The following is a 13,412-nucleotide window of genomic DNA, read 5'->3' on the forward strand; positions in this document are numbered from 1 at the left end:
TAAATATACAAATAATCTCCCTATATCACAACTTTTTTTATGCTTTTCTTATCCCGAACTCACGTTATTAGTGTTTATCGCTTTTCGAAGTGATGATCATCGTAATATTTCGAGAAGCGATGACCCCAGTAGAAGCCTTTCTCGGTAAAAGCCTTCACAACCGGATGGCCGGGGTAGAGCGTACCGTTGACGGTGGTGTCTGAGAGTGCTCCGGAGGGTTTGTTGGGGCGATTCTCCTTCTTCCATCGAAGAGGATTGAAGCGTGGATTGATATCAATTGCCATGCCGTGAGCATGTCTTGAATAGGTGATGTCACGGTAGCAAAAACTGTAACTGTTGTTGTCAGCCATCGAGAGGCTGTCATTCCAGTTGTACCTCACTACCGGAATTGCTTTTTCAATCACAAAACCCTCATCCAGCATAAAGGTGAACAGATCCCTGATATCGGCTGATATGCTCCTGTTGCACAGGATCTGTCCCTTGTGGATCTCTCCATCTACAGAGAGGTAATGGACATCCAGCAGTTCCAGTTGGGCAATAATTTCATCGGGTGCTTTTGTTCCCGCGATGGCTTCTTCGAAACTGTAATTGGCATCGACGATGGTATCTGCCGAACGAAGCATTGTCTCAACAACTGTTGTTTGCAGTTCAGGTGACTGATCCGGCTCTTTTTTCTCTGACCCGCTACAGGCATGGATGAGAGGCAACAACAATAAAAGATGAACTGTGGTTCGCAAGGGGTAGATAAATCAATGTGATAGACATGTACAGGTGTAATCACACCCGACAGAAATATTAACTCAGTTCAAGTCCAAACTCATCAGAAAGCTTCTGGAGAGATGAGTTCTGTTTGGTCATCTCGTCAAAGATTTCACGCGAAGTGAGTGCTTTGCGGATGGCATTCCCCTCTGCAATCCTTATTGACATGGTGATCTCTCCGTTGTCTAACTTCTCCCGCAGAAAAGAGAGAATGGAGTGACTGTTGTCGTTGAGGTATTGACTGTTCAATTCCGTGTTTACCTCCACCTCGAAGAGCTCCTCGCCAATCAATCGTGGCAGATAAAGTGACATGGTGTTTTTTAGCAGCTTTTCATCGGTGAGGTTCTCTGCAAATTCTTTCCAGGCTGCCAACAGTTCCCCTTCACTGAAGTGACGCGATCCGGAGATCTCTTTCACCTCACCAGTTGATTCGGGTTCACTCACCTTATTTTCGGAAAGTGAGCTGAGTGAGACACCCATGCCGGAAACTGAGGTGTATCTTTTCCTCTGTGAATTACCTTTTACGGGAGTAGGAGCAGCAGCATAGGCTCCTCCATCAGGTTCCTTTACTTCCGGCTGTGGGGTGGAATGCGCTGTTGTCTCTTTTGGTGGTTTCTCTGCTGTGGTGACCTGCGGCGTTGACTCCTTGATGGGTTTGCTTGTAGCGATTGAAGCTGCTTGGTCGTTGCTACTTTTGTGCCCTGTCTCGATCGGTTTCAGACCCTTTTTTTTTTCATCCTTCACTCCCGTGCCTCTTTCGGTAAGCTGGCACATTTTGATTAACATCAGCTCCAGCATCAAACGCTTGTTTTTACTGATACGATAGTTGAGGTCACAATCGTTGGCAATGGCAATTGCTTCGTAGAGAAATGCATTGCTGCATCTTTTTGCCATCCCGGTATAACGGTCCCGAATGGAAGCTCCCACCTGGAACAGCCCTGCGGTTACGGGATCCCTGCTGACCAGAAGATCACGGAAATGTGAGGCAATGCCGCTAATGATGTACTGTCCTTCAAAACCCCTGTTGAGTATGTTGTTCAGAATCAGAAGAGATTCACTCACGTTCCCTGCCAGTATTGCCTCGGTAAGATTGAAATAATATTCGTAATCCAGTACGTTCAGATTTTCAATCACCGACTGATAGGTGATCTTTCCACCCGTGTAGCTCACCGTCTGATCGAAAATGGAGAGCGCATCGCGCATCCCCCCATCAGCCTTCTGAGCGATGATGTTGAGTGCCTCTGCTTCGGCGGTCACTCTCTCTTGTGCTGCCACATGTTGCAGATGATCCACGATGTCACCGATGCTGATGCGGTTGAAGTCATAGACCTGGCAGCGGGAGAGGATGGTAGGGATGATTTTGTGTTTCTCCGTGGTGGCCAGAATAAAGATGGCATGCGCCGGCGGCTCCTCCAGTGTTTTGAGAAACGAATTGAACGCTGCCGGGGACAACATATGCACCTCATCAATGATGTATACTTTGTAACGACCAATCTGAGGGGGTATCCGAACCTGGTCTATCAGCGTACGGATGTCATCTACCCCGTTGTTGGAGGCGGCATCCAACTCGTGGATGTTGTAGGAGCGTTGCTCGTTGAAGGCTACGCACGATTCACAGGCGTTGCAGGCTTCATGTTCAGCTGTCGGGTTCAGGCAGTTGATCGTCTTGGCAAAGATGCGGGCACAAGTGGTTTTGCCCACTCCCCTGGGGCCACTGAAGAGGTAGGCGTGTGCCAGTTTGTTGCCGGCAATGGCATTTCTCAGTGTGGTGGTGAGTGCATTCTGACCCACTACGCTACGGAATGTGGAGGGCCTGTATTTTCTTGCTGAAACGATGTAATTATCCATGTCTGAATCGGACAAAGTATGAGTTACAAATATACGAAAATTATTGGTTCTCTCAATTGAGGCATGCTTCATTCATCCACTTATCTCTCTTTTTTACTACCTTTACTCCCGTAACCACATAGCATCAAGGATAATGAAAAACCTTACCTACTTTGCCTGTTGCATCTGCTTTGCCTTTCTTGCCCTCCTTGCCTGCTCATCGAGTAAAAAGAGCGGATTGGAGACACATCAGGTTTATGAACCGGAAACAGTGGTGCCTGATACCTTTGTGTTGCCGCACCTGCCTGAAACGCTTACCGATCCTGACGAACGAAGAATGTTTCTGATAACACATTACTGGGACCGTTTCGATTTTTCCGACAGCACCCTTACTCGAAAACCGGCAATTACCGAACAAGCTTTTGTCGATTACATCCACATCCTTGGATTTTTGACTCCCGATGAACCCAACGAACCACTGGTTAACACTCTTCACAGGGCACAGATTGATACCACCATGTACCGTTATTTTGTCTCGTTGATGGAGAAGTATTTCTATGATCCCAATTCTCCTTTTCGCAACGAAGAGCTTTATATTCCCGTGTTGAAAGAGTTCAGCAGCTCCCCTCTGCTTGGTGAGGCTGATCGTTCCCGCTACCTCCTTCAGCTCGAGATGACACAGCTCAACAGAGTGGGTGAAAAGGCGAACAACTTCACATTCATGCTCCCATCTGGTGAATCCCGAAAACTGTGGGATATCAATAGCCAATATCTGCTGCTGCTCTTCTCCAATCCCGGTTGCCCCACCTGTGAAACTGTCATCCGATACCTGGATGGTTCACCGGTCCTGAAAAAAGCCTTCTCGTTGAACAGTCCCACACGGAACATGCTTACCGTTCTGACCATTTACCCAGACAATGAACCGGAGGAGTGGAGAGATCATCTGCCTCAGATGCCGCAACAATGGTTGCATGGCTACGATCCCGGGATGGCAATCACACGGGACAGACTTTTTGATATCAAGGCCATCCCGACCATCTACCTGTTGGACAGCGACAAGAAGGTGATTCTCAAAGATTGTTCCCTCGAAGCTGTAGAGTCTTTCTTTTCCGTAATATATTGAATGTCAGCCGTTAAAGATATAATAAGTAATTATATTAACATTCGTAAGGTTTCTTTTTGGGGAAAATGTGCGATCGTAAGCAAAAGTAAGCTACTTTTGCAGACCAATTTTGCCTGCTTTTAGCGAAAAGGAGGTGTAGACAAGAGGTTTAGCATGCTGCGAGAAGCAACAGCTGAATCTGAATAGTAATCAAATTATTTTTTTATGAAGTATGTGAACTTTTGCCTTGCAGCAATTCTTTCACTTGCGCTCTCTTCAGGATCTGTAAAAAGTGATCTGCCTTCCATAGGTTATCATCCCGGAGAAATGTTTCCTGACATCGTTTTGACGGACTCGGAAGGAGAGAGCCTTGCACTGCATGAATTGAAAGGTAAAAAAGTTGTGCTGAATTTCTGGGCCAGTTACGATGCCCAATCCCGTGCAGCCAATGTTCAGCTCTATAATTTCCTTTCAGGAAACAACACAGATGTCACATTCATTTCGGTATCCTTTGATGAGAACCCGAATGTGCTGGAGCGGACACTGGCTATGGATCACCTGGAGAAGATTCTCTGTTACCGAGAAACCAACGGTGCAGGTTCTGAACTCTACCGGAATTTCAGCTTCAAGAAGGGTTTCAGGAGCTATCTGATCGACGAACAGGGTGTGATCACCGCAATGAACATCGATCCGAACGACCTGCGAACTTTCCTTTGAGGTTTAACGAAACAGTAAAAGGGTTGTCTCTGTAAAAGAAGACAACCCTTTTTTTATAGTCATATTTTGCTGCTCGTCAATTCCATTTGCTGAGGCTCTTTTGTTTCTTCACCTCTGTAGCAACAGCTGCCGGAAGTTTACTGAAAAAGGTGAATCCGGTTTCCTGTTCCAACTCCTCCACAGAGAGCACGCGCCTGGTGTAATCGATACCGGTAGTGCTGTTCTCCATCTTGAATGCGATGGTGTTGTATTCGCCTGTCTGCTTGTTCAATCGGCAAAGTGTCTTATAGAGGTATTTAGGAATGGCAGCCTTTCTACCGGCAGCATCCAGTGCATAGTTGATCGTTTCAGGCGGGGATGGCAGGATAGATCCTGTAACCACATAGAGGGTATCATACCCGGTCTGTTTGCTCCAGTATCGTACTTTCTCCTCAAGGTCATTCCAGGTGGTAGCATTCATCTCACCGTTCTGAGCTACCATATTGGTGAAATAAAAGGTTGTCCTGTTCAGGTTCAGACTGGCACTTCTGCTGGCGCTGGGCAGCATGTGCCCCCTGCTTACCGTACGTGTCTGCCATCCGGCGGAGAGGTCGGGCTGATATCCCACCGGTATCAGCGGGTCATATTGCCAGTCATCTGTCCGATTGCCCGAACGCATGAAGGAGGGATGAAGGGGATAGGCTACCCATACAGGATAAATATCTTCTATATCATAATGAATGGTGTAGTTCCTCACCTCACCTGTGGCATTGCTGTTGTTGAGCCAACTGAGATTGCTGATCATGTGGGTCACCTGGTACCTGTCAGAAGGGATGTTTCCGCCGGCTGGCACTGGTGTCTCCATGAAGATCTGCGCGGCGTCACTATCACCCGAATCGGCAGGGATGACGGGAAGAGGATTGGAGCTACTCACCGGATACAAGGTATAAGCCTCTTCACTACTCCCTTCAACAAGAGGAGATGAAACTTTCAGGTTGCCCTCACTGAGCTCCACGGCATAGCTGTAGACATAATTTTCCTTCCTCGTCAGGGGAATGATCCATTTGTACAGTGACGCATCCACCGTGATGGTCAGTTCCACACTACCCCCTGCTGAGGGAAGTAAAAATCCACTGACGATTCTCTCGCTTCCTGTGCCGGTGATTTCCAGTGGGATGATACCGCTGCTTTCCTCCTGTACTGCCAAGGAGCCATCACTCAGAGAGATAGTTCCTTTTGTGTATCCCTTTAGATTCGCCTCCAGATTACCGGTGAACAATGCTTGATCCAAAGCGCTGATACGGATGTATATCCGCTGTAGCAGATGTACGAAGATCAACTTATTCACCATGTTCTTGTTAGCAGATGTGATGCCTGTTAGATTGTTGCTGTATAGAATATCTTGCGGATCAGTGGAAAGGTCGACCGGAAGTGTGTTGCCGCTTAGACCTGGATTGTACGGGTAGTAGGCTATGATGTTGAACGAATCCTCACCCTTTGGGAAATAGATGGGACTGTTGGAAGAACTGAAATAACCGGTGCCGTTCGTACTGAATGGTATGTTGCGATGATTGGGGTTCCCCTCAGTGTAAACGCCTATCTGTGCTCCTTGCTGCCACTGCATCATTGCCCCGGATGGTGAAGAGTTCCCTTCAACGATTGTTGAGGGGAAGGCCAGCTGCGTATCATATTGGTTGACATTACCGGATTCTTTATCACATCTTACCACTAAAAGAAGCAGTAAGAGTAACAAAAGGGAGGTTTTTTTCATATTTAAGTATTCTGTTGGTTTTTATGTCGTTGAACGATGCAATAAAAATAAAACAAATTGATGGAATAACAATCTTTTATCGTTTATTCCACAATTAAAAAACGTTATGTCGGCAACAGCCGACATAACGAATATTTAACTCTTCCGGAGTCATTATCTCCGGTAACGACAGTGAGAGTGGATGTTTTTTACTTTGACTTACCCTGGTTTGCCACGGCATCCATCAGCTTTTTAATTTCCTCGGGGTCTCCCAGGAAATAATCTTTCTGAAGGTTCATCTCATCATCGAACTCGAAGACATAGGGAACGGCGGTAGGAAGGTTGAGACTCACGATCTCCTCGTCGGAGATGTTCTTCAGATGTTTGATAATCCCTCTCAGGCTGTTGCCGTGGGCCGCTACGATTACTTCGTTGAACTGCTTCATCTCAGGAACAATGGTGTCATTCCAGTAGGGAAGAATACGCTCTACCGTATCTTTCAGTGCTTCAGTCAGCGGGAGGTCCTTCTCATCCACACCCCTGTAACGAGGATCCTGAAAGGGTGAACGCTCATCATCCTTTTCCAGTGGCAACGGCGGCACATCGTAGCTGCGACGCCATACCAGTACCTGTTCATCTCCATACTTGGCAGCTGTCTCAGCTTTGTTGAGTCCCTGCAACATGCCATAATGTTTTTCGTTCAGGCGCCATGTCTTCTCAACCGGGATCCAGTCGAGATCCATTTCGTCGAGCACCACGTTAAGTGTTTTTACAGCTCTCTTGAGGTAAGAGGTATATGCTTTTTCAAAACTGAAGCCCTCTTTTTTAAGGTATTGTCCTGCCTTATGAGCTTCTTCGATACCTTTCTCTGTGAGATCTACATCGGTCCAACCGGTGAAACGGTTCTCCTTGTTCCAGGCACTTTCGCCATGGCGAATCAAGACTACTTTCTTCATATCTGCTTTTTTATGTGTGAAAAATTTGTTGATCGTTTTGGTGTACAAAACTACACAATTTCGTGTTCTTTTTTAGCCTTTATGCTGAAAAAAGAACGTCATCAGGCCGGTAACTGTTCATTTCTTTCTTCTCCCCGTTCCAACATCCGCAGGTGTCGCAACTGAATCACCAGCAGGTAGAGTGACAGCAGCGCTGCCAGGGTGTCGGAGACCGGGATGGCGATCCAAAGTCCATTGAGTCCCCAGATACGGGGCAATAGAATGATGCCCGGCACCAAAAAGATGAGTTGACGACTCAGACTCTGGATGATCGATTTGGCTGCAAAGCCGATGCTCTGGAAGAAGTTGGAGCTGACAATTTGAAAGCCCACCAGCGGCAAGGCCAGCATTGCGATACGCAATCCTGTACTACTGATTTCAAGTAGTTCTTTGTCGGTGGTGAAGGCGGAAGCCAGCAATTGAGGAAAGAATTGACCCAACAGGAAGCCGACGGTGGTGAAAAGTGTCGCCATCCTGAGGGCATAGAAGAGTGTCTCCCGCACCCTCCGATAGTTACCTGCACCATAATTGTAACCGATGATCGGCTGTGTGCCCTGGTTGAGCCCCAGCACCACCATCAGGATGAGCATCAGGATGGAGTTGATGATGCCGTAAGCGCCAACGGCCAGGTCTCCGCCATGGCGTAGAAGGGAGGTGTTCATCAGAAGGGCGACCCCTGATGCAGCAACCTGCATGCTGAAGGGAGAGAGACCAATGGAAAGGATTGAAAGGATGATTGCCTTGTTGAGGCGTATGTTCCTCCACCTGAGGCGGATCACACTGCTGCGGCGGGTGAAGTGATGCATCACGAAGAGCATCCCGATAAACATGGAGATTACAGTTGCCCATGCTACCCCCTTGATACCCAGCTTGAAGATGAACAGGAAGAGTGGGCTCAGAATAAGGTTGAGCACCGCGCCAATCAACATGGTCACCATCGCTTTGGTGGGGTAGCCCGATGAACGCATCATAGCGTTGAAGTTGTAGCAGAGGCTGACGAAGACGTTGCCCAGAAGGACGATTTCCAGGTACTCCCGTGCGTAAGGGTAGGTGAGCTCACTGGCACCGAAGGCCATCAGGATTGGTTCCAGTAAGAGGTAAAAAAGAGTGATGAACACAGCGTTCAGGATCACCGTCAACAGCAGTGAGTTGCCCAGGATCTGCTCCGCCGTTTGATGGTCTCTCTTGCCCAGGCTAATGGAGATGCGGGCCGCTGCTCCCGAGCCCACCAACATTCCCAATGAGGAGACAAGTGCCATCACCGGGAAGGTGATGGCCAGCCCCGAGATGGCGATTGCTCCCTCCACCTGTCCGATGAAGATCCGGTCGACCACGTTGTAGAGTGCGGTGACCACGGTCCCTACGATGCCTGGTAAGGCATAGTCCCAGATCAGTTTGCTAATTTTCTTGGTGCGGAAAGCAAGTTCCTTTTCTGTATACAAAATAAAAAAATCTAATAACCTATTTTGTTGTCATAATATCCAACACCAGTCTGTCGGTCTCCTGCATGCCCTGATTGCCTATCAGTGCCAGGTTGCGGATGGTCTGGTCGATATCCTCATCGATGATTCCCTCCAGGGCCGTCACCCCTTCATCTTCCATGGCCATCACGGCCGAGAGGGTAGCAGTGGATACGCCACTGGCAATCTTCAGGGCACAGCTCGGCTTGGCACCATCGCAGATCATTCCGGTGATGTTGGCGATCATGTTCTTGGCGGCATATATGATCTGGGTGTAGCTGCCTCCCATCAGCCAGGTGATGCCACAGGCTGATCCCGTGGAGGCGACCACACAACCGCAGAGGGCGGAGAGTTTGCCCAGGTGCTGTTTGATATAGATGATCAGCAGGCTGCTGAGTGTCAAAGCACGGATAAGTGACTCTTCGGAGCACCCCTCCTCTTCCGCAAAGGTCATGACCGGAACAGTTGCTGCGATACCCTGGTTGCCGCTTCCTGAGTTACTCATCACCGGCATCATTGCACCATCCATCCGGACATCACAGGCTCCCGCTGTGGCAATCACCATGCGGCTGTGCAGGTTATCGCCGAAGATAGCCCGACCTTTTCTCTGCATCAGGCTCCCTGCAACGTTGTGCCCGTACGCTCCTGTCATTGCCTCTTCCCCAACCAGCCTGTTCATCCGGGCACCCTCCAGGATAAAGGAGAGTTCTTCCAGGGGCGATTCGATGGCGTATTCATAGATGGTCCGGAAAGTGAGCGTGGGTGTTGAGTCTACTTGACCATCATCCATCACCTCTTCCTTTACCTCCAACAGAGCATTTCCGTTCAGCCCGATGTGCGTGAAACGGGTGTGGGCCCCGCGGATGATGGCCCGTGAGGTTTGATCACCCGAGCTGCATCGCACCTCGATATAGAGCTTCTCCTCTGTTTCCCGGTAGTGGTGAATGGCAATACGATTCTCCCGGATAAACTGCTTTCCCAGTTCCACATCCTCGGCAGTGATCCCTTTCAACAATTCTAGTCCATCTTCTTTCCTTCCTTTTAATGCTCCCAATGCAATTGCGATGGGAAGACCGGTCATCCCGGTGCCGGGAATCCCTACCCCCATGGCGTTCTTGATTACGTTGGCACTCAGATAGGCATCGATCCGCTCCGCTTTTTGTTGCAGTACACCGCATGCTCCGGCGGTGCAGAGTGCAACGGAGATAGGTTCGGTACAGCCGATGGCAGGCACAATCTCTTGTTGCATTAGCTTCCGGATGGCTGTTCTCTTTTCTGATGTGAGCATAAACAGAATGGGGTAATTTTGAAACGATGCAAAAGTAGTCATAATTCTTCACAATCTCAATTTGAGAGAAGTATGCTTTTTCAAAAAAACGTTTGCATTTTTCGACAATTGGTTCTACCTTTGGGTGTTAATCCTTTGGGCGATGAACAGTCAGGAGCAGTTATTGCACTACGTGTGGAAATACCGGTTGTATCCCCGGGAGGCATTGGTGACCACTGATGGCTGCCGGGTTGAAGTGATTGATCCGGGAGAACAGAACCCTCATGCCGGTCCTGATTTTTTCAATGCGAAAGTAAGAATCGGAGCGGTGATGTGGGCCGGAAACGTGGAGATACATGATTCATCTGCAGATTGGTACTTGCACGGTCATCACCTCGATCCGGTTTACAATTCGGTGGTCCTGCATCTTTCAGGTCGTGTGAACAGGGAGGTGGTGAACCAAAAAGGTGAGAGTGTTCCTCAAACTCTCCTGCCTCTCACCGAGAAGGTGCGTAAAAACGCTGATTACCTGTTGCACAGTGATCATCCTCTTCCCTGTCGTGATTTCATTGCCGGAATGGATCAGCGATTGGTCCGCTCTTGGTTGGATGATCTCTCTCTGGAGCGGCTGGAACGCAAATGTGATGAGATATACAATCATCTAAAGCGTTTTAACCACTCGTGGGATGAGGTCTTTTATGTGATTCTCACCCGTAATTTCGGATTTGGTCTCAACAGTCCCCCGTTTGAGTCGCTGGCTCTATCTCTGCCGTTGAATTATATCCTGCGGCACAATGATGACCTGCAGATGGTGGAAGCACTGCTGTTCGGTCAGGCAGGTCTCCTGGAGGATCCCGAGGTAAAGGATTCTTACTACCGGCGGCTGCAGTCCGATTATCGTTTTCTCAGTAACAAGTACGGGCTACGATGCCTGGATGGCTTTCTGTTCCGTAAGATGAGAATTCGTCCCTACTCCTTCCCCCATGTGCGTATTGCCCAGCTGGCCTCTCTTCTGCAGCATGCAGGTCGTCTCTTCTCAACCGTTTTAGAGACGGAGAACCCGGTTCGATTGACTGAACTTTTTCGTTATGAACCATCTGAATATTGGTCCACACATTACACCTTCGGAAAGGAGTCACCCAAAACAACCAAATCACTCGGAGCTGCATCACTTGAGGTCTTACTCATCAATACCGTTGCTCCTATCCTTTTTGCCTATGGCAAACGAACTGATCGAGAGCAGTTTTGCGACAGAGGATTTCAGTTGCTTCACTTTTTGAAACCGGAAAGAAATGCAATTGTAGAAACTTTCCGTGAATTAGGAGTCCAACCTGCCAATGCTTCCGACAGTCAAGCACTCATCCAGCTCCGAAAAGAGTATTGTGACCGAAAAAAGTGCCTCTATTGTCGGATTGGTCATACCCTTCTCACATCTCACGAGACCGACCATTAAAACTCATTTTTACGATTTTTCTGAATTCATATGGAATAAAACGGGTAAATGATTGTATTTTTGTCCGATAATTGCCAAACTCATACGAACGCGGTACAATGTTGAATAAAATTTTCTCATTTCTCTCGTTTCTTTTCCTGACGCTGACAACAGCCGTCATATTATTTTCATGCGCCAACATTGCTGCACCCACGGGGGGGGCTTATGATGTCGATCCGCCGGTGGTTCAAGGGGCAACACCCGGGTTCAATGAGCTTAACAGCACCCCCGGAAAGATCGAAATTGAGTTTGACGAGAACATCAAAATCAAGACACCTAACGAGAAGGTGATCATTACACCTCCACAGCAGAACATGCCGGTGATACGTTCCATCGGTAGAAAAGCAGTGGTGGAGCTAAAAGATGAACTGCTGCCCAATACCACCTATACCATCGATTTCACCGATGCCATTGTGGACAACAACGAGGAGAACCCCCTGGAGAACTTTGTTTATTCTTTCTCTACCGGTGATCGGCTCGACACATTGTCAATTTCCGGAAAAGTACTCTCAGCAAACGATCTGGAACCGGTTACCGGCATGTATGTCGGCATCCATTCCAACTTCGACGATACCGTCTTCACCCGCGTACCCTTCGAACGAATCTCCCGTACCGATTCTCGTGGTCGGTTTGTTGTCCGGGGAATGGCACCGGGTGAATACAAGGTTTTTGCACTTGGTGACCTGAACAGGGACTATAAATATGACAATCCTCAGGAAGCAATCGCCTTCCTCGATTCAATCATTGTACCCTCTACTATGCCGGCAGTACGACAGGATACCATCTTTTTGGACAGCCTCACAGTCGACACAATCAAAACGGTTCATTATACCCGGTTTCTTCCTGATGACTTGCTGCTTCGTTCTTTTCAGACTGACTTCCAGCGAAAATATATGCAACAGCACGAACGGCCTGAAGCACACCGACTATTGTTGCAGTTTGCAGCTCCGACGCCGATGCCCTCCCTCACGTTGATGCGTCCGGAACCAGCCAAAGAGGATTGGTATATCCTTGAAAGGAATATCGGAAACGACTCATTGCTCTTGTGGATAACCGATTCTGTTGTTTTCCGGGAGGATTCAATCATGATGAAAGTCGATTATCTCCGTACCGACTCTCTCGATCAGGACTATATTGACACCGATACGCTCACTTTTACGGTTCGCGGTGCAGCACGTAGGCGCGCTGAAGCAGAAGAAAAAGCTTTGCAAGAAGAGAAGGAGAAAGAGGAGGAAGATGATGTTGCAGCAGACACGGTAATCACTTTCCTTGAGATGAAAACCAATGTGCAGAATACTTTTGAGCTGTTTAACCCTGTTAGGATTGAGTTTGGTGAGCCTGTGATAGCGTTCGATTCTTCCTATGTGCATCTGCTTCATCAGCAAGACACACTCTTTTATCCCGTGCCTTTTCGTTTTGAGCGGGATACAATCAATCCCCGCAAGTTCATTCTTCGTCCCTCCTGGATACCGGGAGGGAAATACAAACTGGCTGTCGATTCAGCAGCTATTATCAGTCATTACGGTCATTGGAACAACAAACTTGAACAGGCATTCACCGTGAAGGATTTGGATCAGTATGGCAACCTGGAGATGGTGATCACCGGTTTGCCTGACAGTAGCAGTTCCTTTGTGGAGTTGCTCGATAAGAGTGATAAACCTTTTCGGAAAAGTTTTGTCAAAGAGAACAGCGCCCGTTTTCAGGATCTCCCACCCGGTGAAATTTTTGCACGGCTGGTAATCGATGAGGATGGTGACGGTTTATGGACCACCGGTAACTATGAAGTGCTCCGCCAACCGGAACAGGTTTTCTACTATCCCGGAAAGCTTGTGATCAGAGCTTTCGCAGATCATCTCGAGGACTGGAACATTGAACGGGTTCCGGTAATTAGTCAAAAACCGTTAGAGATCACAAAGAACAAACCAGAGGAGAAAAAAAGGAGAGATCCCAACCTTGAAAGAGAAAGAGGGCAGCAGCAACAACAGCGGAGTTCGCCATTCTCAGGAACAGGGGGTAGTAGTAGCAGGCAGAGTGGTATGCGGCAACTGTAAATCCGCTACAAAG

The 13,412-nt window shown here is 48.3% G+C and carries 10 protein-coding genes; 4 read left to right on the plus strand and 6 right to left on the minus strand.

Going from position 1 to position 13,412, the window contains the following annotated elements; all coding sequences use genetic code 11:
* Positions 1-74: 74 nt before the first annotated feature.
* Together JS578_07600 and JS578_07605 are read right to left on the minus strand one after the other, a co-directional pair.
* Entirely contained in the window at positions 75-623 is a 549-nt protein-coding gene (locus tag JS578_07600) for a M15 family metallopeptidase (GenBank protein QRX62763.1), read from the minus strand.
* Between the two features lie 172 nt (positions 624-795).
* Entirely contained in the window at positions 796-2,607 is a 1,812-nt protein-coding gene (locus tag JS578_07605) for a DNA polymerase III subunit gamma/tau (protein ID QRX62764.1), read from the minus strand.
* Positions 2,608-2,740: 133 nt separating this feature from the next.
* Here JS578_07605 and JS578_07610 point away from each other — a divergent pair, with 133 nt between their 5' ends.
* Together JS578_07610 and JS578_07615 are read left to right on the plus strand one after the other, a co-directional pair.
* Positions 2,741-3,709 carry a DUF5106 domain-containing protein gene (locus JS578_07610; GenBank protein QRX62765.1) on the plus strand — a complete coding sequence of 323 codons (969 nt, stop codon included), beginning with the start codon at positions 2,741-2,743 and terminating at the stop codon, positions 3,707-3,709.
* A 204-nt stretch (positions 3,710-3,913) separates the two neighbouring features.
* On the plus strand, positions 3,914-4,405 hold the full coding sequence (locus JS578_07615; GenBank protein ID QRX62766.1) for a TlpA family protein disulfide reductase: 492 nt from the start codon (positions 3,914-3,916) through the stop codon (positions 4,403-4,405).
* Between the two features lie 76 nt (positions 4,406-4,481).
* Here the strand turns inward: JS578_07615 and JS578_07620 are convergent, their stop codons facing one another.
* The 4 genes from JS578_07620 to JS578_07635 all read right to left on the minus strand — a co-directional run bounded on the left by JS578_07620 (position 4,482) and on the right by JS578_07635 (position 9,877).
* Complete coding sequence (locus tag JS578_07620) at positions 4,482-6,155, minus strand: DNA/RNA non-specific endonuclease (GenBank protein QRX62767.1); 1,674 nt, start codon at positions 6,153-6,155, stop codon at positions 4,482-4,484.
* Between the two features lie 188 nt (positions 6,156-6,343).
* Positions 6,344-7,090, minus strand: coding sequence for a 2,3-diphosphoglycerate-dependent phosphoglycerate mutase (gene gpmA, locus JS578_07625; GenBank protein QRX62768.1), 747 nt, complete (start codon positions 7,088-7,090; stop codon positions 6,344-6,346).
* A 101-nt stretch (positions 7,091-7,191) separates the two neighbouring features.
* Positions 7,192-8,571 carry an MATE family efflux transporter gene (locus JS578_07630; protein QRX62769.1) on the minus strand — a complete coding sequence of 460 codons (1,380 nt, stop codon included), beginning with the start codon at positions 8,569-8,571 and terminating at the stop codon, positions 7,192-7,194.
* A gap of 19 nt (positions 8,572-8,590) precedes the next feature.
* Positions 8,591-9,877 (minus strand): serine dehydratase subunit alpha family protein, encoded by a 1,287-nt coding sequence (locus JS578_07635; GenBank protein QRX62770.1) that lies wholly within the window; start codon positions 9,875-9,877, stop codon positions 8,591-8,593.
* A 142-nt stretch (positions 9,878-10,019) separates the two neighbouring features.
* Between JS578_07635 and JS578_07640 the strand changes: the two genes are divergently transcribed.
* On the plus strand, positions 10,020-11,309 hold the full coding sequence (locus tag JS578_07640; protein QRX62771.1) for a DUF2851 family protein: 1,290 nt from the start codon (positions 10,020-10,022) through the stop codon (positions 11,307-11,309).
* A 98-nt stretch (positions 11,310-11,407) separates the two neighbouring features.
* The gene (locus tag JS578_07645) at positions 11,408-13,399 is read left to right on the plus strand and encodes an Ig-like domain-containing protein (protein ID QRX62772.1); all 1,992 of its coding nucleotides are present in this window, start codon (positions 11,408-11,410) and stop codon (positions 13,397-13,399) included.
* Positions 13,400-13,412 lie beyond the last annotated feature (13 nt).

This window comes from Dysgonomonadaceae bacterium zrk40 (genome assembly GCA_016916535.1).
In the GTDB taxonomy this organism is placed as follows: Bacteria; Bacteroidota; Bacteroidia; order Bacteroidales; family Dysgonomonadaceae; genus Proteiniphilum.